20 protein-coding genes and 1 pseudogene are annotated in these 24,364 nt (G+C 70.7%); 10 read left to right on the plus strand and 11 right to left on the minus strand.

What is annotated here, in order from left to right; all coding sequences use genetic code 11:
* Window positions 1-70: 70 nt before the first annotated feature.
* From GNZ18_RS20680 to GNZ18_RS20700, 5 genes are read right to left on the minus strand one after another with little or no spacing between them, the layout of a single operon-like run.
* Window positions 71-337, minus strand: a complete 267-nt coding sequence (locus GNZ18_RS20680) for a hypothetical protein (RefSeq protein ID WP_156218190.1) — start codon at window positions 335-337, stop codon at window positions 71-73.
* Window positions 334-1,554: a DUF58 domain-containing protein gene (locus GNZ18_RS20685; RefSeq protein WP_156218191.1), complete on the minus strand. Its 1,221-nt coding sequence runs from the start codon at window positions 1,552-1,554 to the stop codon at window positions 334-336. The genes GNZ18_RS20680 and GNZ18_RS20685 overlap by 4 nt, the downstream gene beginning before the upstream one ends.
* Window positions 1,551-2,510, minus strand: coding sequence for an AAA family ATPase (locus GNZ18_RS20690; RefSeq protein ID WP_216651384.1), 960 nt, complete (start codon window positions 2,508-2,510; stop codon window positions 1,551-1,553). Before GNZ18_RS20690 ends, GNZ18_RS20685 begins: the two co-directional genes overlap by 4 nt.
* 2 nt (window positions 2,511-2,512) lie before the next feature.
* On the minus strand, window positions 2,513-2,974 hold the full coding sequence (locus GNZ18_RS20695; RefSeq protein WP_156218193.1) for a hypothetical protein: 462 nt from the start codon (window positions 2,972-2,974) through the stop codon (window positions 2,513-2,515).
* Entirely contained in the window at window positions 2,971-3,873 is a 903-nt protein-coding gene (locus GNZ18_RS20700; protein WP_156218194.1) for a DUF4129 domain-containing protein, read from the minus strand. The genes GNZ18_RS20695 and GNZ18_RS20700 overlap by 4 nt, the downstream gene beginning before the upstream one ends.
* A gap of 347 nt (window positions 3,874-4,220) precedes the next feature.
* Here GNZ18_RS20700 and GNZ18_RS20705 point away from each other — a divergent pair, with 347 nt between their 5' ends.
* The 3 genes from GNZ18_RS20705 to GNZ18_RS20715 all read left to right on the plus strand — a co-directional run bounded on the left by GNZ18_RS20705 (window position 4,221) and on the right by GNZ18_RS20715 (window position 6,860).
* Window positions 4,221-4,775 carry a hypothetical protein gene (locus GNZ18_RS20705; protein ID WP_156218195.1) on the plus strand — a complete coding sequence of 185 codons (555 nt, stop codon included), beginning with the start codon at window positions 4,221-4,223 and terminating at the stop codon, window positions 4,773-4,775.
* A gap of 627 nt (window positions 4,776-5,402) precedes the next feature.
* Window positions 5,403-6,167 carry a PxKF domain-containing protein gene (locus GNZ18_RS41310; protein ID WP_216651385.1) on the plus strand — a complete coding sequence of 255 codons (765 nt, stop codon included), beginning with the start codon at window positions 5,403-5,405 and terminating at the stop codon, window positions 6,165-6,167.
* A 114-nt stretch (window positions 6,168-6,281) separates the two neighbouring features.
* Window positions 6,282-6,860 carry a hypothetical protein gene (locus GNZ18_RS20715; RefSeq protein ID WP_156218196.1) on the plus strand — a complete coding sequence of 193 codons (579 nt, stop codon included), beginning with the start codon at window positions 6,282-6,284 and terminating at the stop codon, window positions 6,858-6,860.
* A 522-nt stretch (window positions 6,861-7,382) separates the two neighbouring features.
* Here GNZ18_RS20715 and GNZ18_RS20720 read toward each other — a convergent pair.
* Window positions 7,383-7,880, minus strand: coding sequence for a pyridoxamine 5'-phosphate oxidase family protein (locus GNZ18_RS20720; protein WP_156218197.1), 498 nt, complete (start codon window positions 7,878-7,880; stop codon window positions 7,383-7,385).
* 121 nt (window positions 7,881-8,001) lie between these two features.
* Between GNZ18_RS20720 and GNZ18_RS20725 the strand changes: the two genes are divergently transcribed.
* Together GNZ18_RS20725 and GNZ18_RS20730 are read left to right on the plus strand one after the other, a co-directional pair.
* Window positions 8,002-8,178: a hypothetical protein gene (locus GNZ18_RS20725; protein WP_156218198.1), complete on the plus strand. Its 177-nt coding sequence runs from the start codon at window positions 8,002-8,004 to the stop codon at window positions 8,176-8,178.
* A 186-nt stretch (window positions 8,179-8,364) separates the two neighbouring features.
* Complete coding sequence (locus GNZ18_RS20730; RefSeq protein ID WP_156218199.1) at window positions 8,365-8,775, plus strand: hypothetical protein; 411 nt, start codon at window positions 8,365-8,367, stop codon at window positions 8,773-8,775.
* Between the two features lie 1,250 nt (window positions 8,776-10,025).
* On the opposite strand, the pseudogene GNZ18_RS42305 reads toward GNZ18_RS20730, so the two are convergent.
* Window positions 10,026-10,963 (minus strand): annotated as a pseudogene (locus GNZ18_RS42305) (IS5 family transposase); the annotation flags it as partial.
* A gap of 356 nt (window positions 10,964-11,319) precedes the next feature.
* Between GNZ18_RS42305 and GNZ18_RS20740 the strand changes: the two are divergent.
* The 4 genes from GNZ18_RS20740 to GNZ18_RS20755 all read left to right on the plus strand — a co-directional run bounded on the left by GNZ18_RS20740 (window position 11,320) and on the right by GNZ18_RS20755 (window position 16,825).
* The gene (locus GNZ18_RS20740; protein ID WP_216651387.1) at window positions 11,320-12,909 is read left to right on the plus strand and encodes an outer membrane protein assembly factor BamB family protein; all 1,590 of its coding nucleotides are present in this window, start codon (window positions 11,320-11,322) and stop codon (window positions 12,907-12,909) included.
* A 530-nt stretch (window positions 12,910-13,439) separates the two neighbouring features.
* A complete protein-coding gene (locus GNZ18_RS43720; protein WP_156218200.1) occupies window positions 13,440-14,396 on the plus strand; it encodes a cytochrome P450 in 957 nt (318 codons plus the stop codon).
* A 226-nt stretch (window positions 14,397-14,622) separates the two neighbouring features.
* Entirely contained in the window at window positions 14,623-15,570 is a 948-nt protein-coding gene (locus GNZ18_RS20750) for a zinc-binding dehydrogenase (protein WP_312874646.1), read from the plus strand.
* 253 nt (window positions 15,571-15,823) lie between these two features.
* Entirely contained in the window at window positions 15,824-16,825 is a 1,002-nt protein-coding gene (locus GNZ18_RS20755; RefSeq protein ID WP_156218202.1) for an SMP-30/gluconolactonase/LRE family protein, read from the plus strand.
* 283 nt (window positions 16,826-17,108) lie between these two features.
* On the opposite strand, the gene ilvE is transcribed toward GNZ18_RS20755, so the two are convergent.
* Together ilvE and GNZ18_RS20770 are read right to left on the minus strand one after the other, a co-directional pair.
* Window positions 17,109-18,104: a branched-chain-amino-acid transaminase gene (gene ilvE, locus GNZ18_RS20765; protein WP_156218203.1), complete on the minus strand. Its 996-nt coding sequence runs from the start codon at window positions 18,102-18,104 to the stop codon at window positions 17,109-17,111.
* A gap of 253 nt (window positions 18,105-18,357) precedes the next feature.
* A complete protein-coding gene (locus GNZ18_RS20770; RefSeq protein ID WP_312874647.1) occupies window positions 18,358-18,897 on the minus strand; it encodes a DUF1062 domain-containing protein in 540 nt (179 codons plus the stop codon).
* Between the two features lie 549 nt (window positions 18,898-19,446).
* Here GNZ18_RS20770 and GNZ18_RS42325 point away from each other — a divergent pair.
* Entirely contained in the window at window positions 19,447-22,797 is a 3,351-nt protein-coding gene (locus GNZ18_RS42325) for a M28 family peptidase (protein WP_312874648.1), read from the plus strand.
* A 280-nt stretch (window positions 22,798-23,077) separates the two neighbouring features.
* Here the strand turns inward: GNZ18_RS42325 and mtnC are convergent, their stop codons facing one another.
* Window positions 23,078-23,788 carry an acireductone synthase gene (mtnC, locus tag GNZ18_RS20780; protein ID WP_156218205.1) on the minus strand — a complete coding sequence of 237 codons (711 nt, stop codon included), beginning with the start codon at window positions 23,786-23,788 and terminating at the stop codon, window positions 23,078-23,080.
* Window positions 23,785-24,363 (minus strand): 1,2-dihydroxy-3-keto-5-methylthiopentene dioxygenase, encoded by a 579-nt coding sequence (locus tag GNZ18_RS20785; protein WP_156218206.1) that lies wholly within the window; start codon window positions 24,361-24,363, stop codon window positions 23,785-23,787. The genes mtnC and GNZ18_RS20785 overlap by 4 nt, the downstream gene beginning before the upstream one ends.
* Window position 24,364: the final 1 nt, after the last annotated feature.

The raw sequence follows: 24,364 nt of genomic DNA on the forward strand, positions 1-24,364 counted from the left end.
CATCACGGAGGATCTGTGACGGCTGCCGCTGGACGCAGACAGAATCACTGCGGGCCCGCTCGGTGTTTTGTCAGCGGCGGCCGACCGCGAGGAGGAACGCGGCGGCCGCCGCGACGGGAGCGACGATCACCGCCCAAGCCGCCTGATCGGGCAGGGGCGCGGTGTCGGCGAGGGTGAAGAGTGTCACGGTGGCGGTGACCGGGAGCGTCCAGGCGAGGAGCGGGGCGTGCTGGCGCAGCCAGGCGCGGCGGTCGGCGGGGGCGGTCGCGCGCAGCTCGCCGGCCAGCAGGGCAACGACCACGACGTAGGCCGACACGATCAGCAGCAGCGTGGTCATGGGCGCACCCCGGTTCGCAGGGTGTCGGGCCCGGTCCAGGGGACGACGGGGATACCGAGGTCGGTCATCCTGCGCACGAGGCCCGCCCGTTCCAGCCGCCAGAGCCGCAGCGCCAGGTCGTCGGCGGGCCGCGGGGGCTCCTCGCGGAGGACGTCCACGACGACGGTCTCGAAGCCGCGTTCCCGCAGGCTGCGGATCACCTCGACCGCGTCGTGGTCGAGCAGCGGCGAGAACACCAGGACGAGGGCGCCGGGCGGCAGCGCGGGTGGCGGGATGCGGGTGACGTGCGGCCGCCGGTAGCCGGGCTCGCGCCAGGCGTCGAGTACGGCTTCGGCGATCCGGTAGAAGTGGCGTTCGCCCAGGTCGGGACGCAGCCAGCGGATGCGGTCGCCGAGGACGACGATACCGACCCGGTCCGCGCGGCGCAGCTGGGCCCGGATCACGGCGGCGGCGCCGCGCACGGCCCGGTCGAGCGTGGTGTCGCCGGGGTCCCCAGCCTCGGAGAGCGTGTCGAGAAGGACGACCACGTCGGCGGCCCGTTCCGCCGACTGCTGGTTCACGTGCAGCTCACCGCGCCGGGAGCTGACCGCCCAGTTGACGCGGCGTGGCCGGTCGCCCGGGACGTAGGGCCGGATTCCGGTGAACTCGACGCCTTCGGCGGCCACGCGGCTGGTGTGGTCGCCGAGGCGAGCGAGCAGGTCGGCCGGGCGGACACCGGCCCGGGACGGCTTGGGGACGGGGAAGACACCGAGCTCCCCGGCGGGGAACGACAGCCTCGCGCGGCGGGTGCGTCCAGCGTCCAGGCAGGTGATCTCGATGGTGCCGACGGGGCGGCGGCCCCAGCGGTCGACGGCCAGTGTCCAGGTCGCCTCGGCCCATGAGCCTTCGGTCACGGTGACCGTGGCCCGGCTGAGGAGCTTGACCGAGCCGGGCACGAAGGTGAGGGCGAACTGGTCGAGCCGGTCGACGGCGCGGACGACCAGGTGCAGCTCCACGGTCTCGCCCTCGAAGCACCGTTCGGTGCTGAGCCTCCACTCCGCGTCGAGCGTGGACACCGTCGGAGGGCGGGCGGCGGCCAGCATCACCAGCGGAGGAACGGCGACGATCAGGGCCGCGCCCTCCAGCGTGACCAAGGCCACGGCGAGCGCGACGAGCGCGACCGCCGCTAGCCGGACGGCGTGCGGCGAGGCGCGCCAGTCCAGGTCGTGCCGGTTCACCGGACGGTCTCGGCGCGCGGCGCGGGCACCTCGCCGAGGATCTCGGCGAGGAGGTCGTCACCCGTCACGCGGCGGACCCACAGCTCGGGTCGCACGCTGACGCGGTGCGCGAGCGCGGCACCGGCGATGCCCTTCACGTCCTCCGGAACGACGAAGTCGCGGCCGGCGAGGAGCGCGCGTGCGCGGGCCAGCCCGACCAGGCCGAGGCCGCCGCGCGGGCTGGCGCCGACCAGCACCTGCGGGTGGTCGCGGGTCGCGGCGAGCAGCCGGACGACGTAGCCGAGCAGATCGTCCTCCACCTCGACGAGTTCGAGGGCGGCGCGCATCGCGAGGACCTCGGCCGCGTCCACCGCGGGTTCGAGCCGAGGGGGCAGCCCGCCTCCGGTGAGGCGGCGGCGCAGGAGGTCGGTCTCGTCCTCGGGCGGCAGGTAGCCAACGCGAACGCGCAGCAGGAACCGGTCGAGCTGGGCCTCCGGCAGCGGGTAGGTGCCCTCGTACTCGATCGGGTTGTCGGTGGCGAGGACGACGAACGGGCTGGGCAGCGGGTGCGTCACCCCGTCGATGCTCACCTGGCCTTCGGCCATCGCCTCCAGCAGGGCCGCCTGGGTCTTCGGCGGAGTGCGGTTGATCTCGTCGGCGAGCAGGACGTTGGTGAAGACCGGCCCGGGCCGGAACGCGAAGTCACTGGTGCGCGGGTCGTAGACGGGCGCACCCGTCACGTCCGCCGGGAGCAGGTCGGGGGTGAACTGGATCCGGGTGAAGCCGAGCCCGAGGACCGTCGCGAACGAGCGGGCGACCAGCGTCTTGCCGAGCCCGGGGAGGTCTTCGATGAGGACGTGCCCGCCCGCGAGGATCCCGCAGAGGATCTGCTCCAGCACGGGACGTTTGCCGACGACGGCGCGCTCCACCTCCTCCAGGATCAGCCGCGCCTTCTCCCCTGCCTGTAACGGGTTCATGGTCATACCTCCTCAAGCCGTTCCACGAGACGGCGCAGCACGGCGTCACCGGTGCGGGCACCCGTGCCGGCGGGGTCGAAGTAGGGCCACAGTTCGGGGCCCACGAGGTCGCGGGCGAGGTCGGGACGCGCGGCCATGTCGACGCCGTGCCGTTCGAGCAGCCGCTCGGCGAGCAGCCGCGCCAGCAGCGGGCGCACGACCCGGTCGTAGTGCGTCCCGGAGGTGTTCGCCCAGCCGAGGGACGTCTCGATCTTCCGGTAGGTGACGAACGGGGCGAGTGGGTCCGGCTCGGGCGCGGCGTACCCGCCATCGGATCGGGGAGTGCGCGGAGTCGCCGGCAAGGCCGCGGCCATCACGACGACCGCGAGCCCCGTGGCCGCCGCGACCGCGCCCTCCGCGCGCCCCGCGACCGCGCCGACCCCGACCGCCACCGCGCCGAGCACGGCGATGTTCCTCCAGGTCACGGCACCTCCCCGAGGACACCGCCCAGATCGTCGCGGACGGCGGCAAGGGCGTCCCGCGCCCGCCGCACGTCGTCGTCGGTGACGGTGTGGCGGCTGAAGCGGGCCCGCCGGAACAGCTCGGTCAAAGCCTCGGCGTTCTCGCCGCGGATGAGGCCCCGGGCGGCGGCCCTGCCGAGCACCTCGGCCGGACTGTCGGACGGTCTGGGCCCGGCCCCGCACCGGGCGAGAGCCTGTTCCATCGCCGCGTAGCACGCGATCACGGCTTCGCGGGGCGCGTCACCGGTGCTCAGCGCGTATCCGGCCGCTTCGACGGCCGTGCGCAAGGCGGCCGAACGGGGTTCATCGCCGAACGGTTCCGCGACACGCGCCGACCGACGGCGATAGCCGAGCGCGGCGACCGCGCCCACGGCGATGACGGCGGCTCCCAGCAGCAGGACACCGATGGGAACCGTGCCCCTTCCCGCCCGGTGATACGGTCTGGGCGTCTCGAAGACTGCGGGACTGGTGCGGGTGGGCACCGGCTCTTCTTCGCAGTGCGTCCCGACCGGCTCGCACTCGGCCGACGGTGACAGGGACGGAGCGGAGACCATCACCACGACGGCGAGCACACCGAACGCCGCCGTGGAGAAGGCGAGAGCGGCAACTCGGGACCGACTCGTCCTCGCCAAGAACAGATAGGCGACGACCCAGCACGCGACCACGAGGGCGAGCACACCGGCGACGATCCCCGCGGACCGGTCACCGGGGCCGGGTAAACGGTGGTCCCGACGCAGCGCGAGGGCGAGTCCCGTCAGGGCGAGGAGAGCACCGACCGCCGCCAGGCGCCGCATGTACGGCGCCACGATCACCCCCGCCGGCGTGGTGACACCGCGCCTGGCCGTCCGGGATTTCAGGACCATGTTCGGAAGCCTAAAGACCTTCCATCGGGAGGGGTCCCAAAACAAGCCGCGGCTGATGCCTCACCAGGTCCCAAGTGGTGAGGGGCGGCAGGTGGTGGCGGACGGCGCGGCCTTCGTCGGTCACGGCAGCCGCACCCAGCGCCCCGGATGCGCCGAACGTTCGGCCGGGCGCGGCGCGAGCCGGGACCGGCCAACCGCAACTGCCCCGGATCAACATCCATGGGCCCCCACCGCACGCCCGGCCCTACAGCGATACCGGCACTGGCGCCGACGGCTAGGGCGTGTTTCTTGGATCGGCTGATGGTGGGCGTTGGTCGGGTCGCTGTGGGGTGATGGGGCGTGGTGACTTGACCGATGCGCAGTGGGAGCGGCGATGGCCGCCGGAGAGCCGGCGGCACCTGGTCGCGTGGGCGCTGATCCTGCTGCACACGCTGGAACGCGACGGCACGTTCACCTCCCGCTACAGCGAAGGAGGCTCCATCGGCGACACCGACAACGACCTGGCGAGCCTGCGCGGGATCATCGTCGCCCTGGACCGCGATGTCCTGCCCCGCCTGCACGGCATCCGGGAGGCGGCCGTGCGCGCCCACCAGGACCGCGGAGGCTCCTACGGGCAGCTCGCCGCCGCCATGAACATCGCCCGTTCCACCGCCCCGACCCGCGCCGACACCCTGGCCGCCGCCCAGCCCTCCCCGCACGAGCGGTGGGCCCGCGGCCTGGGGCCGCTCGTGCGGCCGTCCTCCCCCGTCCCGGCGGGACCGGCGGGCCCGCCCGGTTTTCACCATGGCGACCTTCTCCGCGACCGCCATGTTCCGCGGGGCGACCTTCAACGGGGACGTTGTGTTCGACGCGGCGACCTTCCCCGGGCCAGCCGGGGTCGACGCGGCGAGGTTCGAAGCTGAGCCCGAGATGACGTGTGCCACCGTCGCGGAAGCCACCGGCGAGCATGTGCCGCCGCCGGGCTGGCGGATCGAGCCGACCGAAGGGGGCGCGGGCCGCTTCGATCGAACTCCCGCGCCCGCGAACGGCTCCTGAGCACTACTCTCAACCCGCCTTAGAAACGATCGGATCTGAGACAGCGGCGGGCTGCCGGCCGGGCCAGTTGTCGGTGCAGGTCGAGTTGTCTCAAAAGCCGTGTTCTCACGCCGGGGGCGGCCCTTCTACTGATCCGCGCGGAGTGCGCATGGGGCGTACGTGGCGGGGGACTGCTCCACGTTCGAGGCGCCCGGCAAGCACGGGACGGGTGTCCTTGCCAGGCGGGACAGCGGCCCTCTGGTGTTCATGCCGGGATGGCGAGAATCCTGGGATTATCGCTCACGGTAGGCGAATGATCCGTTCTGGTAATGGGCGCGGGCTTCGGCGACGCCCGGCAGGGGATCGACGGATCGAGCCGCGCGCGCCGCCCGGGAGCGCGGGCCGCCGCCCTCTGCGCACCGTCGCAAGGGGCGGGTGGCCACGCGCAGGTGTCGTACCACGTCACGTCGGCCGTCGAGGGACCGTCGGGGCACGGCGCCGGAAGGGACACCCCCATGTCACTGTCCACCAGCGCCCCGGCGTGCCGCCGCGGACTCCGCAGCCGGTTAATCGTCCTGATCGCCTCGCTCGCCCTGGGCGCGGCGGGCCTGCTGGCCCTAGCAGGTCCGGCCCACGCCGACTGCGGCCCCTGGGGCGTCACCGCCGTCAACCCCACCTCCGGACCACCGGCGGGCGGCACCGCGGTCACCATCACCGGCCACGACTTCACCTGCTCGTTCATCGGTGCCCAGATCGACTACGTGGAGTTCGGCGGCACCCCCGCGACGTCCTTCAGCGTCGACAGCGACACCCAGATCACCGCGACCGCTCCCGCCCACGCCGCCGGCACCGTCGACGTCCGGGTCAGGAACGGAACGGGCCCGCTCAGCCCCATCACCACCGCCGACCAGTACACCTACACCAACCCCGGCCCCGCCTACACCTTCACCGGGTTCTTCGCCCCCGTCGACAACCCGCCTGTGGTCAACACCGTCAACGCCGGACGCAGCATCCCGGTCAAGTTCTCCTTGGACGGCGACCAGGGACTGGACGTCCTGGCCTCCGACTCCCCCTACTCGCAGGCCACCGCCTGCGGCACCGGCACCCAGGACCCCGTCGAGACCACCACCGACTCCAACTCCGGACTCACCTACAACCTGGCCACCGGCCGTTACACCTACGTGTGGAAGACCGACAAGGCGTGGGAGGGCACCTGCCGCACCTTCCACCTCAAACTGGCCGACGGCACCGACCACACCGCCCTCTTCCAGTTCAGCTGACCACCACCCCCGGTGACGGCCCCGGCGCACCCCACCCGGGGCCGTCACCACCACCGGGAACACCACCACTCCATCCTGGCCGGGCCTGCGCCCACACGCGAAAGGGACACCCCGATGAACACCAGCCGCACCACCACCCCGCACCCCCCGCAGGCGGGCCGGCGAGCCCGCAGGGCCGCCGCCCCGGCCGCCCTGCTCCTGACGGCCGCGCTCACCGCCCTGCTCCCCATCCAGCCCGCCGACGCCGACGTCGACACCCTCACCTGCACCGGCACCAGCCACCTGGCCTACAGCCCCGGCCTGACCTTCACCCCCCAGACCACCACCATCACCGAGACCGACACCTACACCTCCTGCGCCTCCAGCGACCCCACCCTGACCAGCGGGCACATCTCCGGTTCCTTCCCCGTCGCCGGACTGTCCTGCGCCACCCTCGCCGCCGGACCCGACCGCTACCCCGTCATCTGGAACAACGGCCAGACCTCCACCATCGCCTTCGCCCAGACCGAGGCCACCATCGTCGCCGGGGTCCAGCAGTACGTCGGCACCGGCACCGTCATCTCCGGCGAGTTCAACGGCGCCACCGCCGTCTTCACCTGGGCCTACCTGCCACCCAGCCCCCTCAACTGCCTCGCCCCCGGCGGCCTCACCAGCCAAGACGGCACCGTCACCGCCGTCATCACCGGCCTGTGACCCCCACCCGCCCTGCCATCCCGCCGAACCCGCACCGACGTGCTCTGCGCGTCCCTGCACCTGCCGACCCTGCGGGTTCGCGGGGCGGGCATGGTCGACTTCACCGGCGCAGCGACGCGACCTTCACCGGGAACGCCGGGTTCGACAAGGCGGCCTTAGCGGGTGCTGTTGGTCTGGGTCGCGCGGCTTTCTCGCACGGGGTCGATCTGGAAGCGGCGACGGTGGCGGACGTCCAGCTCGCGCATGAGGTCCCGACCGGGTGGGAGATCCAACCCGGTCGGGACGGAACCGAAGGGCGCTTCACGCGGACGCCGGCCCCCTCACCGCCGACTGTCTGAAAGAGCCATCGTCTGCGACACGGGCCTACGCCCCCGCCCCAAGCGTTCATTTGACGCGGGCGCCCCGTAATCGTCGGGACATCCCCTGGATGTCCGGTTCGATCTGTTCACCTTGCCGTTCGTTTTCTCGATCAGTGGAGCCAGGTGTCTCGGGTCCGCCTGCTTCGGGGGCGGGATTCGATGCTCAGGGGGCGCCGATGATCCCGGGCAGCCGGGTCTGGAAGTCGAGCACGCCGACCCAGTCCGGGCGCAGTGATATCCGGGCCATCCGCGTTTCGGGGTGCATGGCGCCCGCGACGTACTCGGCGCCGCCCTTCTCTCCCAGGAAGCGCCGGGCGGCCTCCGCCTGCTCGGGCACCATGCCGTCCACCTCCTGGATCGTGACCCGGCCGCGCAGCAGAAGCACCTCCGGGGGCTGGCGCTCGGTGTCGATCGTGATCGCGACGGCGGGGTTGGCGCGCAACGCGCTCAGCCGCCGTGCGGGCGTCAGCATCCCCATGGGCGGGCAGCGGACGTAGGTCGCCATCACCAGTTCCTCGCCCGTCCAGACGTGCCAGCTCGACATCACCCGCGGCGTCCCGTCTACCGCCATGTAGGCGACGCGTGCCGGGATGGTCGACCGCAGCAGGCGTTGGGCGGTGCCGGACTCCAGTAGTCCGGGGTCTCCCTGGGGCAGGTCCATGTTCTCTCCTTCGCACGGTCTGGGGTGCAGACCCGCCCGGCACCCGAAAATCATCGATCTCCGCTTAACGCCGGGTTCGGGCGTGCGGTCTGGTGAACCGCGGAAGGGGCGTCTGAGGGGCATGGCGGAGCCGGCGCCGGACGGCGCGGGTGCGGGCACGGCAGAGCGATCTGGGACGCGGGCGGCCAAGCGGGTGGCGCGGATCGTGCTGCTGCTCGGCGCCCTCGCCGTGGCGGCGGCGGTGGTGTGGGTGCTGGGCCGGGTACCCGATGGTGGCTGGTGCACGTCGACGGGGTGAAGGTCGGCGGCACCAGCGGCCTGACCGGCAAGGACCCTGGCCGGGGCGGCTATCTACTACACCGCCAGCAACGCTGTCTCCGCGCGCCGCTCGGCGCAGGCCGCGATCGAGGACGTAGAAGCCGCCCGTGAAGGTCAGCGGCGTACGTTCGAGCTGACCGAGCAGGGCCAGAACCGCACCCACGAGTTGATCGACCTGGAGGCCCGCAACGCCAAGGAGCGCATGCTGTTCATGAAGCTGGTCATGCACGTGCAGGACACTCCGATCCTGACGGTCCTGCGGCAGGAGCGAGTCGAGCTACGGCACGAGAGGGCAGAGCAGACCATCTCCCAGCTGACCCCCACCATCGTCCGCCTCACCGCGGAGTTGGACCGCGTCACGGTCGAGCGCGACTTCCTGTCCGCCGCGACGACGACGCCCATCGAAACTCCCCCCGAGCCCCCCATCCCAGCGCCCATCCCGACCCCAGGGGGCGTCGAGGTCGCCTTAACGGCCGGGAAGGAGAAGAACGAGGACGACGACTACTGGGCGACGATTGCCTTCGGCAAACCGCAGTCCCTGGCACTCCGAAACCACAGCTCAGCCTACGTTCCCTGAGGCAAGGAACACGCTGTGAAGTGCGGTTCCCGGCGACCGGGGCGGACGCCGGGGCCCTTCACCGCACCGGGGTCTGGCTCCCCTCTGGATCCTGGCCCAGGGGACCCAGCCCGTGCGGCACCGGCGCCCGCGCGAGACGCGTCGGCTCGGCGCCAGCCAACCCGCGCGGTGGTCACCGGGACAGGAATCTCGTTCCGTCGACAAGCGGGGAGGTGCTCTGCATGGGCAAGCCCACTCCGATGGACAGGGGCGTGGCGGCGCGGATCCAGTCGGCGGCCGCGCGGAACCCCGACATGAAACCGCTGCACATCGCGGTACGAACCCTGGGGCGAAAGCGCCCTTGTCAAGGACGGCTACGATCCTGAACTCATCGACCAGACCATGTCCGAGAACATCGCACGCCTACGAACGTGCAAGGGCCGCGCGCCGCGGTCATCTAACGACCGTAGAGCTGACTCGGCAACACATCGGCGGCGGATCGGCGGTGAGGGCGCGTGCCAAGGCCCGCCAGCTCGGAGCCGTCCACCGTCCGGCCGTCCGCCGGATGGTCGCCAGGTTTCGGCAACCAACTCCTGCCCACCCGCGTTCGGTCCAGGCGACCGTTTAGCGGGGGGTGATGTTGGACCGTGGGTGTCGTAGTGGGGGTTGGGGCAGCGTCGCGGGTGGCGGTGTAGCCAGCCCACGCGATGACGGCTCCGACCACGAGGAGGAAGAGGCATGGGGGATCACTTCTCCCTGATCACGGGGATACGCGGGAGCCGGACAGAGGTGGGCGGGTTTGCGGGCAAAGTAAGCGCTCGTCGCTGTCAGCACCAGAAGCCGGAACATCGGGGCATAGCCCGGTTCGAGGACGTTCCTGGACAACAGGGTCGCCGTAGTACTCCCGGGGAAGACAGATATGGCTGACCGGCAAGACCTGGCGGACCTGGGCTTGCTCGTCCCCGGCCGCGCTCGGGCAGAGGACGCTACGTACACGATTTCCATTGCTTACCCGGCGACTCTGCGGGCGAGGCGCGCCAACCCGGCGCCATCGCTCCCAAGCATCATCCCCGTCCAGGTCGTCTTGGCGGACGTGATTGTGCTCATCCGGCAGGGCGGCGCCTGCTGGCCGGGGCGGGGGCGCCTCTCACTTCAGCCGGGCGTGTCCCGGCGGGCCTCCTCGCGGGGACGGCGAGTGTCCACACGACGGGCTGGAGGTCTCCCGGGACGGGCTCGGCTAGGGCGTTTCTTATGGCTCTTTGGACGGTGTCGCGGAGCCAGATCATGATCGCTGCGATGGTGAGCGTGCCGTTGTAGACGTAATCGCGTTTGTCGTAGCGGGTGGCCACCGCCCGGTACTGCTTCCACTTGCTCACGCACCGCTCGACAGCACTGCGGCGCCGGTACTGGGCTTTGTCGAAAGCGGGTGGACGGCCTCCGGCCGAGCCCTTGCGCCGACGGTGGGCGTGCTGGTCCTTCGGCTGGGCGATGGTCGCCTTGATGTGCCGCCTGCGCAGGTAGGCGCGGTTGTCGCGGCTGGAGTAGGCCTTGTCGCCGCGCACCCGGTCCGGATGGCCCGCACCCCGCCGCCGGATCCGCAACCGCGCCGGCACCGGCCCGAACATGGGGCTGTCCCCCCGCTGCCCGGGCGAGGTCAGCCGACACAGCGGCCGCGCCCGATCATCGGCCAGCAGATGGATCTTGGTGGTCAACCCGCCCCGGGACTGCCCCAGCGCCTCACGCCCATCCTCCTCCACAACAGCGCCACCCCCTTTTCCGGGAAGTCGGCAGGTGCAGCGCGCCGCGCACCGGCGGCGTGCTGGTGCGCCCGGCACGAGGTGGAATCGATGTTGACGGCCCACTCGCCGCGTTCGCCATGCCGTCACACGCCGGAATCGGCAGCGGTCTCGGCTGCCACCGCACGGGCGTGTGCGCCATCGGGGTCATCGGCGTCGGCCTCGATCTGCAGCGCGCTCAGGATGCGTTGCCAGGTCCCATCAGCCGACCAGCGGCGATGCCGGTCATAGACGCTCTTCCAGTTCCCGAACCGCTCGGGCAGGTCAGGCCAGGGCACCCCGGTCCGGGCTCGGAACAAGATCCCGTTGATCACCCTGCGATGGTCGCTCCACCGTCCACCCGGTTTGCCGTTGACCGGCAATAACGGCTCGATCACCGCCCATTGCGCATCGGTCAGTTCATGACGTCCCACCATGCCAGACCCGTGCCCACTCACCCGATAGATCCACCGCCACCCTTCAAGAGCCGTAAGAAACGCCCTAGTGGCGGCCGCTGGCTTCAGGCCGCTGCGGTGTCCGGTTGGCGCATCGAAACGCGTACTGCTTTGGCGATGGGCGGGTCAGGTGGTCCGACAGCGGCTTCGACTGGAAGTGGTGGCGGTCGTTATCTCAGAGGGGCGGCGGCGTCAATGAGGACAATTCGCCGATCTTGTGCGGGGGCCGAGCGGCAAGATGTCACAAGCCGCCAATTTCCCCTCGGTGGCGCATCGACGTGATCTATTGACCCTGTCAGGCTGGTGGGAAATACCACGATTTGGGGGTGGTTCCCGTGCGTCGTGCACGTGGTCTGCTGGTCCTGTGCTCTCTCGTGGCGCTGCTCGGCAGCACGACCGCGGCCGTCTCGGGCGCGGACGCCGGCGTCGCGAGCGGCGACTGGCCGAGTTGGCAGGGCGATCCCGCCGGGTCGCGGTTCAACCGCGCCGAACATCGGATCACCCCGCGCACCGTGGGGCGGCTGAAGCTCAAATGGGCGTTCGCCTATCCGAAGACCGGGGCGTGGGCGAAGAGCCAGCCCGCGGTCGTCGGTAATGACGTGTTCTTCGGTGGGCCGGACCGGATGTTCTACGCGGTCGACGCCAGGACCGGGAAGACGAAGTGGCGGTTCAGCCTGGGGTCCGTGGGGGCCAGCACGATGGAGGGGGTCGCGTTCAACGGCGCGACCGGGGCGGCGGTCGCCGAGGGCAAGGTCTTCTTCGGCGACAGCCGCGGTTATGTGTACGCGCTGGATCAGCACACCGGAAAGCTGATCTGGGCGGTGCAGACCGAGAACCATCCACGCGGCTGGCACACCAGTTCGCCGCTGTACTACCGGGGCCGGATCTACCTCGGCGCGTCCAGCGCCGAGCACGGCGTCGACAAGGACTACCCGTGCTGCACCTTCCGCGGGCACATCGACTCGCTCAACGCCGCGACCGGAGCGCTGGTGTGGCGGCGCTATACGATGCCCGAACCGCAGGCGGTGGGCACCTGGCCGAGCGGCGCGACCCGGTACGAGCCCTCCGGTGCGGGTGTGTGGGGCTCGCCGGTCATCGACGAGTCCACGGGAACGCTCTACATCGGCACCGGGCAGAACTACTCCGGGCACGGCGGGGACTTCGACACCCTGTTCGCGCTGGACGCGGTCAGCGGCGCCGTGCGGTGGAAGCAGCAGGTCACCGACTCGGACAGCTGGCGCGATCTGTGCAACTTCCCCGACGGCGAGGGCTACTGCCCCGGCCTGAAGGACAACACGGCGCTGGACTTCGACCTCGGCTCGACCCCGAACCTGTTCCCGGTGCGCGGCCGCATGCTGGTGGGGGTCGGCCAGAAGAGCGGCGTGTACCACGCCTTCGACGCGCGGACCGGCAAGGTGCGCTGGCGGCGGCAGCTCTCGGTGCCGTCGCCGCTGGGCGGGGCCACCGGCATCCAGTGGGGCGCCAGCTACGACGGCACGCACCTGTACGCGGCCACCTACTACGCCGGGCCCGGCACGCTGAACGCCCTGGACCCGGCCACCGGCAAGGTGGTGTGGACCACGCCCAACCCCGCCGACGGCTGCACCCGGGGTGGCGCGGCCCAGTATCCCGAGCAGTGCGTGCTGGCCCACACCCCGGCGGTCACCTCCAGTCCGGGACTCGTCTACGAGGGCAGCACCGACGGCAAAATGCGGGTGTACTCCGCGCGGACCGGCGCGGTGCTGTGGGAGTACGACACCATCCGGGACTTCACCGGCGTCAACGGGATTCCCGGGCGCGGCGGCTCGATCGCGGGCAACGGCGGCGCGGTGGTCGCGCACGGCACGCTCTACGTCCAGACCGGGTACGAGCCGATGTACCCGAGCGAGCGCGGAAACGTGCTGCTGGCCTTCGACCTGCCCTGATCCAGGACCGGCCCTGTCGTCCCGGCGGCAGGGCCGTCGATTCCCTAAGTCCGGTTCCGCTTGTGCGCGTTCGAATCCGTAAAGCGCCAGGACGATTACTCGGGACGCCAGGAAAAAGGATCATGCTTGCTCGATGGCCACTGTCGGCTAACGGCACCTGAGGGCGGGGATGTCCGGTGATAGCGTGCGCTTGATTTCCCGCCTCCAGGGAAGGGGTTGGACCCGTGGCCGCAGACATCTCGCCAGGGAACGCGACCGCAACGGATGACGGCATCGATCTGCGATCCTTCAATCCGTTCGGCCCTCATGTCGGCTCGGCCTACCGTTTCCTGGAACAGGCCCGCGAACGGGAACCGATCTTCTTTTCCGAGCCGCTGCAATCGTGGTGTGTCACCCGATACGACGACATCAAGCAGATCGCGTCCGACTGGAGGACGTTCTCCTCCAGCGACGCGTTCCCGAGGCCCACCGGGTTGCCGGAAATCGCACAGCGGGCGGCGGACTTTCTGTTCGACAACACCATCGTGACGGTGGGCGATCCGCCACGGCACACCGCCGTGCGCCGTCTCGTGCACCACGGTTTCAAGCCCGGCACCGTCGCCGCGTTCGAACCGGCGATCCGGCGGATCATCGCGGCGAACGTCGACCGCCTGCCCGAGTCCGGCGGCTTCGACCTGGTGGGCGAGTTCGCCACGGTCGTCCCGCTGGAGGTCATCATGCATGTGACCGGCTTCCCGCTGAGCGAGCACGCCAAGCTCCGGCGCTGGATAGCCGACGAGACGGTCCTGTTCGCGGGAACCGCGGCGCTCGGTGAGAGCGAACTGATCGCCCATGGCCGGAGCTTCGGCGAGGCGGTCGAGTACCTCCGCGAGCTGGTGGAGATCCGGCGGGCGGATCCGGGTGACGACCTGATGTCCTTGATGATCAAGGGTGATCCGGACGGCCACGCGCTCAGCGTGGACGAGATCGTCATCCAGACGCTCGGGCTGGTCAGCGCCGGATGGGAGACCACCGGGAACGCCATCACCAACATCGTGAGCGCCCTCCTCCAGCAGCCGTCCCGCTGGACGGCCCTGGCGCGCGGGGAGATCGCGATCGGCCAGGTGGTCGCCGAGGGCCTGCGCTTCGACACCTCGGTCCTCGGCCTGTTCCGCACGGCGACGCGGGAGACGACCGTCGGCGACGTCACCTTCAAGGAAGGCGACAGGCTCTTCCTCTTCTACTCCTCCGCCAACCACGACACCGACCACTTCGAGGCACCGGAGGAGTTCCGGCTCGACCGGACGAACGCGAAACAGCACCTCAGCTTCGGCCACGGAATCCATAACTGCATCGGCGCTCCGCTGGCCAGGCTCGAACTGGAGATCGCCCTGGAGCTGCTGGCCGCCCGCTACCCCGGACTGCGCCTGGAGGCCGAGGACCAGGCCCCCGAGTACAAGCCCTTCAGCCAGTTCAAGGGGCCCACGACACTACGGGTCGTGGCGTGACCGAAAGCGTTCAGCCGGGACAGGGCCCGCCGTCTTCTTGAGTGCCCCTCAGCGGTTCGGCCGGGTGGACGCCCACCGTGGTGGCACGGCTCGTCGGTGCGGGAATGAAGGCGTGGGGGCCCGGGTTGATCGCTGCTGATCGACTCTTTCGCGTCCGGGAAGTAGGCGGGCCATGACGTCCTTGACGGGAACGATGCGTGCTGTTCGGCTCTCCGCTCCCGGGCCCGTGGACAACCTGCGGGTGGTCGCGCTACCGATCCCGCCCGAGCGGGACGGCTGGGTGCGCATCCGGGTCGAGGCGTTCGGCCTCAACCGGTCGGAGTTGAAGCTCCGGCTCGGAGTGAGCGTGGGGGTCGAGTTTCCCCGGGTGCCCGGGATCGAGGCAGCGGGGACCGTCGACGCGGCTCCGGCCGGTAGCGGACTGGTCCCCGGCCAGAAGGTCGTCGCGATGATGGGAGACATGGGGCGCACCTACGACGGCGGGTACGCCGAGTACACGTCGGTTCCCCTGTCCCAGGTCGTTCCGGTGGACACCGATCTGCCCTGGGAGGTGCTGGGCGCTCTACCGGAGATGGTGCAGACCGCCTACGGCTCGCTCACCATCGGGCTGGACCTCAAGCCCGGCCAGTCCCTGCTGATACGCGGCGGCACGTCCTCGGTGGGCCTGGCCGCCGCGGCGCTGGCCGCGTGGCGCGGGTCCACGGTGCTGGCGACCACGCGGCAGGCCGGCCGCCTCGCCTGGTTGGCGGAGCGCGGTGTCGACCATCCGGTGCTCGACACCGGAGAGGTCGCGTCCGCCGTGCGCGAGTTGTATCCGGACGGTGTCGACGCCGCCCTCGACCTGGTCGGGACGCCGACCCTGCCCGACACCCTGCGCGCGGTGCGCGTGCACGGTACGGCGTGCTTCGGCGGCAGCCTCTCCAACCAGTACACGGTGAGGGACTTCTCCCCCAACGAGTACCTGCCGAGGGGCGTGCGGCTGGCGGGCTACTTCGGCGATGCCGCCGACCTGCCTCGGGACGTCTTCCAGGAGATTCTCGACGCCGTCGCGGCCGGTCGGCTCGCCTTTCCCGTGGACCGCGTCTATGACGGCCTGGAGCAGGTTCCGCGGGCCCATGACGACATGGAGCACGACCGCGCCACCGGCAAACTCGTCGTCCGCGTCCGGCATTAGAAATCGAACACGCCGTTCGCACAGGTCAGCCGCTTTTTCCCGGTCCTCGGCGCCGGTCGCCGGTTTTCTTCAGGGCTTAGCATGGCGTCCGGGGGGATGGAGGGAGCGGCGATGCGCTCGGAGTGCCCCCGCGTGGAGGCGGCCGTCGCGCTGGATGCCCGCGCCGAGGCCGTGGGCGCGTTACCCCCTCTCCTTCCGGCGGTTCCGCCGGACGAAGCGACGCCCACGCAACCCCCTTTCGGAGAAGGTGATCATGCATCACGCCCGGCGCTCCCTCGTTGTCGCTGCTCTCGCCGCACCCCTGCTCCTCGGTTCCGCCGCGCAGGCGGCGGGGCCCTCCGTGGACGGCAAGGTCCGGATCTCCACGGCCTACGTCATTCCCGGTGACCGCGTCTATCCCGAGGGAATCACCGCGGATCCGCGTACCGGCGACCTCTATGCCGGGACGTTCGAAGGCGGCGCGGTCTTCAAGATGACGCCCGGCGACCGCGTCGCCAAGGAGTTCCTGCCCGCGCGCGGGGACGGCCGCTCGCAGGCGCTCGGAATGGAGGTCGACCGGTCCCGGCGGCTGTGGGTGACCGACCGCCTCACCGGGCTCGCCGTGTACGACATTCCGAGCCGCCGCCTGCTGGCCCGGTTCACCGTCACCGGCCAGCAGGCGCGGCTGGTCAACGACATGGCGATCACGCCGGACGGCACCGCCTACATCACCGACAGCAGGCGGGCCGTGGTCTATCGCGTCACGCCCGAGCAACTCGCGAAGGCGCAGGAGCAGGGTGGCGACACGCCTCTGACACCCGCCTTCGACCTGTCCGCGGTCGTGGAGCCGCACGCGCCCGACTCGATCACCCTGAACGGAATCGTCACCGAGCCGTCGGGGCGCTATCTGCTGACGGTGGACATGACCGGCGGCGACCTCTACCGCATCGCGTTGCCTTCCGGAAGGGTCGAGAAGGTGGCCCTGAGCGGAGGGGATCTGACGACGGGCGACGGTCTCGAACTGCGAAACGGCACGTTGTGGGCGGCGCATCCGATCACCGACGCCTATGCGATCAGCCGGTGGCGCATCGGCTCGGACGGCCGGACGGCCCGGCTCACCCGGCGCGTCACCGACCCGGCGTTGCAGACCCCGACGACCCTGCTCCGCAAGGACGGGAAGCTCTACGTGGTCCGCTCCCAGTTCGACAAGGGCGGGCCCACGGGCCCGGGAACCCCGCGACTCCCGTTCAGCATCGCGGCCGTGAGCGGCCTCTGACGCGGGCCTGAGAGGCGGGCGTACCGCTCGTTGCCCAACGACAGGCGCGCCGCCGCGCGTTCTCCGCCAGGTGCCGGACGGACGAGGTCCCCGGGATCGGCGGCATGGTGGGCGAGCGGCGCGGCAGCCAGGCCGGGGACCCCTGGACGGGTGTCGCGGAGTTCCGCCGCGACCTCGGCCAGGGGTCCCGGCCCGGCCGCGTGCGCGCCCTCGGCGACGAGGCCGAAGCCCAGCTCGACAGCGCGGCACGCCATCCGCGGGCGGTTCGGTGCTGCGTGCGGGGTCAGGCGCGGTCCGGCAGCCTCAGCTCGGTCAGCCACTCGTCGTGCCCGGTGGATTCTCCGCGCACCAGCCGCATGTAGGCGTCCCGGACGAGCGTCGTGAGCGGACCGGGGGTTCCGTCGCCGACGGTGAGGCCGTCCACCGCGCGGACGGGGAGGATCTCCCAGGCCGTCCCCATGAAGAAGATCTCGTCGGCCACGTACAGCTCGCTGCGGTCGACCTCGCGCACCTCGACGGGGACGTCCGCCTCGGCGAGCAGCGTGAGGGCGGTGTCGCGGGTGATGCTCTCCAGCAGGCCGCCGGTCAGCGCGGGGGTGATGACCCTGCCGTCGCGGACGAGCGCGACGCAGGCCGCCGGGCCCTCGCTCACCTTGAGCCGCTCGTTCAGCATGATCGGCCAGTCGTGCCCGTTCTCCCGCGCCTCCATCAGCGCCAGCCGGCCGTTGTGGTAGTTCGAGAACGCCTTGGCGCGCGGCGGGGCGCTGGCGTCGGGCACCCGCAGCCAGGAGCTGACCGCCGCGCGGCAGCCGCGCTCGTCGGCCAGGCCGCTGCGGAACGGCCAGCTGTCCACGACGACGTCGCAGCGCAGCCCGGCGGGCACCATCTGCTCGCGGATGATGCCGGCGGGGTAGGCCCACGGGCGCACGTAGACGTCGCACGCGTAGCCGTTGGCCGCGAGCACCTCCAGGACGGCGGTGTGCAGCTCCTCGGCCGTCCAGGGGATCTCGATGCGGCAGATCCGCGCGGACTGGTGGAGGCGGCGCAGGTGGTCGTCCAGCCGAAAGACCAGGAGCCGCTCGCCGTCGGCGGCCAGGTACGCCTTGAGGCCCTCGAAGACCGCAGCGACGGACGCGTGCCCCACCGCGTTGACGTGCACCCGCGCCTCATGCCACGGGACGAGGCCGCCGCTGCGCCACAGCCAGTCGGGGTCGCCGCCGTCCGGGTCGACCAGCGAGTCGACGGTCCCCGCACGGCCGGCCCGCTGATCGTCGATCATGGTTATGTGATTACCGCCCGGTCGCCGCGGGAAACCAGGTCGAAGGCGGTCAGATCGGGCAGGACGCGGCTCGCGCACCGGGGCGTTCTTCAGCGGCGGCGCGTGCTCCAACACGTGATCACCGGAAGCGCCGCCGTCCAGCAGCCCGGCGGGCTCGGGACGCCGCCCGCGGCACCGGCGTCTTCACCAACGGGACCGAGGCGGGACACGGCCGGGCCGTGTCCCGCCTCGGCGCACCGCCGATGCCCGGAGGCTAACCGGCCGGGCATACCAGGACGAACGAGAAGTCGTGCCTCGTCCTCCGGTTCAACGGGATCTCGATCTTCACTCTGCGGGCGATCTCGGAGCGGCTGAGGCCCAGCCCGCGGGCGATCAGCCGTTCGGGACGGACCGGCACCGGATCCTCGAAGACGACCGCGACCCGGACGGGCCACGGATCATCGGGCACGGGGGACGCGTCGAGTTCCCAGCACCCGTCCCAGTCGAGCGCGAACCGGTTGCGCCGGGCGATCGACGGGTCGAGGAGCGTGTCGGTGACAAGGGACGGTGAGTTGGTCGTGTAGCCGGCCAGCAGGTCGGCGCGCAGCGCGCCGACCTGGACGCGGTCGTGGACGGTGAGCTTGCCGGTCCGCCCGCAGGCGGCGCAGTTGACCAGCAGCCAGACGTCGAGCAGCTTGCCGTTGGCGTTGACGCGGAACCTGCCGTCGCCGACCGCGGCGTGCCCCGAGGGGCAGTCCACGCAGCGGAGGGCGAGCAGGGGCAGGCGGGTGCGCCGCACGGCCCAGGGCAGCACGGGATGAAGGTGTGAAGACATGACTCTCTGAAGACCTGACGAAGGCATGGAGAACAGAGCCGACGGCGTGGTCGGCGACCGATGCGTGGAGAAGTGTCAGGTCTAGAGAGCGGGGGGCGTCATGCGCGCTGTGTCCTCACGTAGGGAGAGCGTCAGGGTAGCGACCGGCGTCCACGACGTCCAACCTCGCCGCCGCGCCTGATGCCGCCGGGACCACAGTGAGCCGGGCATCGAATGCATGTTCGGTAGCCGGGCCCGCAAAAACCGCCGTTCGCGTCGACCGTTCGGCGATTTAGTGGCAAAAGCGCAGTTCAGACCGTATAGCACGAGGTTATGCCCAAATGTCATGGTTCCCCCCGCCTTCATCAGGTGTCAATGTCGTGCTTGCAGGACGCGTCGGCCGCCACGCGCCGCACAGCTCCCCAATCCGTGTGCGCGCCGCTCCCCCGGCCCCGCCGTCGCGTCGGCCGCCGCCCCGACCCCCGCGGGGCGGCCTCGCTCCCGCTCTGATGGAGGCACGCGGCTGTGAAACGAAGAAACCATCTCCTGGTGACCACCGCGGTCACCGCCCTCGCGCTCACCGGCGTGGCGGCACCCGCCATGACGTCCGCCCAGGGCAGCCAGGCCCCCGGCACCGACCCGAAGACGGCCGCGATGGCGTCGGCGGACCGGCTGGTCGCCGGGAACGCCGCCGCCCTGCACGCCGGCAAGGACGAGAAGTACATCCGGACCCAGGTGGTCGGCACGCCCTGGGACCAGTACTACGTCGCCTATGAGCGCACCTACCGCGACGTCCCCGTCGTCGGCGGCGACTTCGTGGTCGCCACCGACGGGCAGGGCCGCGTGCGCACGCTGTCGGTCGCGCAGCAGCAGCAGATCACGGTCGGCACCACGCCGAAGATCAGCCAGGCCGCCGCCGCGGGCAGCTCCCGCGCCGCGCTGACCAGCCCCGACAAGGCCGAGGTCAAGCCCCGCCTCGTCGTCCACGCCCTGACCAAGCCGCGGCTGGCGTGGGAGAGCGTCGTGACCGGACGCGACGGCAAGCAGCCGAGCCGCAAGAAGGTCTATGTCGACGCCCAGACCGGCAAGCGGTTCGACGCCCAGGAGACCATCCACGCCGGTACCGGCACCGGCATCTGGGAGGGCTCGAACCTCACCATCGGGACGACCCAGTCGGGCAGCACCTACACGATGCGCGACCCGAAGCGGCCAGGGCTCACGTGCGCCGACTACAGCGGCGGCATCTTCTCCGGGCCGGACGACACCTGGGGCAGCACGTCCAAGACCAGCAAGGAGGCCGGCTGCGTCGACACCATGTACGCCGCCGCCGGGTTCTGGGACCTGCTCAAGACCTTCGGGCGGGACGGCCTGCGCAACGGCCAGTGGGCCCCGGCGCGGGTCGGCCTCAACGCGGTCAACGCCTACTGGAACGGCACCGACGCGCAGTTCGGCCACAACCAGGCCAACCAGTGGATCACCTCGACCGACGTCGTGGACCACGAGTTCGGCCACGGCCTGGACAACTTCACCCCGGGCGGCATGTCCGGCGGCGGAACCCAGGAGTTCGTGGGCGACGTGTGGGGCGCCTCCGTCGAGGCGTTCCTGAACAACCCGGTGGACAAGCCCGACTACACGGTCGGCGAAGAGGTCAACCTGGTCGGGCAGGGCCCGATCCGCAACATGTACAACCCCTCGCAGGTCAACAACGACCCGAACTGCTACTCCTCCTCGGTTCCGAGGATGGAGGTGCACAAGGCGGCAGGCCCCGGCAACCACTGGTTCTACCTGCTCGCGGAGGGCTCCAACCCCGGCGGCGGCAAGCCGAACAGCCCCGTCTGCCAGGGCGGCCAGGTGACGGGCATCGGCGTCCTGAACGCCGCGAAGATCTTCTACAACGCGATGAACATGAAGACCTCCGGCACCAGCTACCCCCGGTACCGGACGCTGACGCTCAGCGCCGCGAAGAACCTCGACAAGACCTGCGACTGGTTCAACAAGGTGAAGGCGGCGTGGGACGCCGTCCAACTCGGCGCGCAGTCGGGCGACCCGACCTGCACCCCGGGTGCCACCACGGCGAACACCGTGGGTGGTGGCCTCCCAAAAGTAGTGGCCGCGCCTGACATCAACGTCGAGAATGTCAAGGCGCACCTCCAGCAGCTCCAGACCATCGCCTCGCAGAACGGCGGCAACCGCCGCTCCACGGGCGGCGGTTACCTCGGCTCCGTGTCCTATGTCGAGCAGAAACTGAAGGCCGCCGGATTCACGGTGACCCGCCAGGCATGCTCGTCGGGATGCACCGGAGGCGCCGGGCCCAATCTGATCGCGGACTGGCCCGGCGGGAACGAGAACAACGTCTACATGTTCGGAGCCCACCTCGACAGCGTCGGAGCGGGCCCCGGCATCAACGACGACGGCAGCGGTTCCGCGGCGCTGCTGGAGACGGCTCTCCAGCTCGCCCAGTCCAAGCCCACCATGCTGAACCACGTGCGGTTCGGCTGGTGGACGGACGAGGAACAGGGCCTGCGCGGCTCGCAGTTCTACACGAGCCGGCTGCCGACCGCGGAACGGTCGAAGATCAAGGGCTACTTCAACTTCGACATGGTCGGCTCACCCAACGCCGGTTATTTCATCGACTATCTCAACTCGCCTCTCTCGGCGAACCTGAAGGGTTACTTCGACTCCATCAAGGTTCCTACCGAAGAGGTCACGGAGTGCTGTAGCGACGACGGGTCCTTCCGCAACATCGGTGTCCCGACGTCGACCCTGTCCACCGGCGCGGGGATGAGGAAGTCCTCCGCGCAGGCGCAGAAATGGGGCGGCACCGCCGGTCAGGCGTTCGACCGGTGCTACCACCAGTCCTGCGACAGCTACCCGGCCAACATCAACACGACCGCGCTCGACCGCAGCGCGGACTCGATGGCCTGGGCGCTGTGGAAGGTCGCCGTCGGCGGTGCCCGCGCGCCCGACGCCGCACCGGTGTCCACCGTCCCCGAGACGCTCACCGTGTCGAACGTCTCGACGGTCCCCTCACCCGACATCAATGTCGAGAACGTCAAGGGACACCTCCAGCAGCTCCAGACCATCGCCACGCAGAACGGCGGCACCCGCCGCTCCACCGGTGCGGGTTACCTCGGCTCCGTGTCCTACATCGAGCAGAAACTGAAGGCCGCCGGATTCACGGTGACCCGCCAGGCCTGCTCGTCGGGATGCACCGGCGGCGCCGGGCCGAACCTCATCGCGGACTGGCCCGGCGGGAACGAGAACAACGTCTACATGTTCGGAGCCCACCTCGACAGCGTCGGAGCGGGCCCCGGCATCAACGACAACGGCACCGGGTCGTCCGCCCAACTGGAGGTCGCGCTGCAACTGGCCCAGTCCAAGCCCACGATGCTGAACCACGTGCGGTTCGGCTGGTGGACGGACGAGGAGCAGGGCCTGCGCGGTTCGAAGTTCTATGTGGGCCGCCTGTCGACGGCCGACCGGTCGAAGATCAAGGGCTACTTCAACTTCGACATGGTCGGCTCGCCGAACCCGGGCTACTTCATCGACGACATCAACTCGCCCACGGCGAAGAACCTGAAGGAGTACTTCGACTCGATCAACGTCCCGACCGAGGAGGTCGCCGAGTGCTGCAGTGACGACGGGTCGTTCCGCAACGCCGGAATCCCCACGACGTTCCTGTTCACCGGCGCGCCGGCGACCAAGACCGCCGCGCAGGCGAAGAAGTGGGGAGGCACCGCCGGGCAGGCGTTCGACCGGTGCTACCACCAGGCCTGCGACCGGTATCCGAACAACGTCGACACGACCGCGCTCGACCGCTGCTCCGACGCGATCGCCCACGCGCTGTGGAAGGTCGCGGTGAGCGCCGCACCGGCGCCAGGGAACAGCGAGCGAACGTGACCGCCCGGGAGGCCGGCGCCGGCCGGCCTCCCGACGGCTGAGGCGCCGGGCGCCCCGGCCATCCAGAACGTGCCCGGTCCGGCCTTTCTCCACAGGGGTGGGGAGGCTGGACCGGGCACACCCTTGCGCGCGGGCGGCGGGGCGCCGTGCCGGACGGCGCCAGGTTGGCCCACCTACCCGACGCCGTCGCGGTCGGCGACGAGCCGGCGTCTCGGACAGGCGCGTGCGGTGACAGGTGTTCGGCCCCGGTCTCTGGATCCGCTGACCGGGCCGAGCGCGTTCAAGCCAGTGCGACCGAGACCAGATCCGTGAAGACGGGATGCGCGGCTTCCGTTCCGGGGCCCGCGCCGGACGCGCCGCCCGGGTTCTCCTCGGGGCGGTTCACCAGCGCCGTTCTCCACTTCGCCCGCCGAGCCGCGTCGAGTTCCCGGGCGAGGTCGGAGACGAAGAGCATCTCCTCCGCCGGGACGCCGACGCCGCCCGCGATGAGGCGGTAGGAGTTCGCCTCCTTTTTCGGCCCGGCGGTCGTGATGTCGAAATGGCCGCGGAGCCACCGGCGCAGATCCCCGAACTGGGTGTGCGCGAACCAGAGCCGCTGGGCCTGGACGGATCCCGACGAGTAGACGTAGACGGGCACCCCGCGAAGCCTCCATTCACGAAGCGCGTCCAGGGTGTCGGGATAGACGTGCCCGGTCACCTCGCCCGTCGCGAATCCCTCGGCCCAGATCATGCCCTGGAGCGTTTTGAGCGGCGCCACCTTGCGGTCCTCGTCGGACCACCGCTCCAGGGCCCGGATCACGGCGGCATCGTCGTCCGGCGCGTCCTCTAGGCGAAGCCTCTCCCGCGTCTCCCGAAGGACGTCCCTCGCCTGATCCTCGTGGTCGGCGACCCATTTTCGCAGGCGCTCACGCGCGTAAGGGAACAGCACCTCCTGGACATGGGCGGTGGAACTCGTGGTGCCCTCGATGTCCAGGACGACGGCGCCGGTCATACCCGGGCCAGGAGGTCGTCGAGCCGCGGGAAACGCGAGGCGATGCTCTCCGGGAGGAACTCGCCGATCCAGCCGTCCTCCTGCTGGAAGAAGCGAATGGCGGTGAAGGACGGGGTGCGCCCCATGTCGAACCAGTGGACGGTGCGCTTCGGCACGGAGAGCAGATCACCGGCCGTGCAGACCGTGGCGTAGACCTTGCCATCGACGTGCAGATAGAAGCAGCCGGTGCCGTCCACGAAGAAGCGCACCTCGTCCTCCTTGTGGAAGTGCTCCTCCAGGAACTTCGACCGCGCTTGGGCGGCGAGCTTCACCCATTCCGGGTCGCCGGGGTTCGGGATCATCCGCACGACGTCGACGAGGGTGTAGCCGCCCTCCGCGCTGATCCGGTCGATGTCGTGCCGGTAGGCGTCCTTGATCGTGGACTCGTCCGCCGAGGCGGGCAGGGACGCGGCGGTCTCCCAGTGCTCGACACGCACGCCGATCCCGGCGAGTTCGCGGCGGACGGCGCCCGCGTCCTCGGTCCGGAGCAGCACGGTGCCCGGTGCGTCGTCGGGCATGATCTGGAGCAGCGTCATG

Origin of the sequence: Actinomadura litoris, from assembly GCF_009733595.1 — a bacterium.
Taxonomy (GTDB): Bacteria; Actinomycetota; Actinomycetes; order Streptosporangiales; family Streptosporangiaceae; genus Spirillospora; species Spirillospora litoris.

Excerpts from the sequence above, each read along its gene's own strand:
- GNZ18_RS20785 (WP_156218206.1), bottom strand. The coding sequence starts at position 24,363 with ATGACGCTGCTCCAGATCATGCCCGACGACGCACCGGGCACCGTGCTG.
- GNZ18_RS20755 (WP_156218202.1), top strand. The coding sequence starts at position 15,824 with ATGCATCACGCCCGGCGCTCCCTCGTTGTCGCTGCTCTCGCCGCACCC.
- GNZ18_RS20700 (WP_156218194.1), bottom strand. The coding sequence starts at position 3,873 with ATGGTCCTGAAATCCCGGACGGCCAGGCGCGGTGTCACCACGCCGGCG.
- mtnC (WP_156218205.1), bottom strand. The coding sequence starts at position 23,788 with ATGACCGGCGCCGTCGTCCTGGACATCGAGGGCACCACGAGTTCCACC.
- ilvE (WP_156218203.1), bottom strand. The coding sequence starts at position 18,104 with ATGATCGACGATCAGCGGGCCGGCCGTGCGGGGACCGTCGACTCGCTG.
- GNZ18_RS20720 (WP_156218197.1), bottom strand. The coding sequence starts at position 7,880 with ATGGACCTGCCCCAGGGAGACCCCGGACTACTGGAGTCCGGCACCGCC.
- GNZ18_RS41310 (WP_216651385.1), top strand. The coding sequence starts at position 5,403 with ATGTCACTGTCCACCAGCGCCCCGGCGTGCCGCCGCGGACTCCGCAGC.
- GNZ18_RS20690 (WP_216651384.1), bottom strand. The coding sequence starts at position 2,510 with ATGAACCCGTTACAGGCAGGGGAGAAGGCGCGGCTGATCCTGGAGGAG.
- GNZ18_RS20715 (WP_156218196.1), top strand. The coding sequence starts at position 6,282 with ATGAACACCAGCCGCACCACCACCCCGCACCCCCCGCAGGCGGGCCGG.
- GNZ18_RS20680 (WP_156218190.1), bottom strand. The coding sequence starts at position 337 with ATGACCACGCTGCTGCTGATCGTGTCGGCCTACGTCGTGGTCGTTGCC.
- GNZ18_RS20725 (WP_156218198.1), top strand. The coding sequence starts at position 8,002 with ATGGCGGAGCCGGCGCCGGACGGCGCGGGTGCGGGCACGGCAGAGCGA.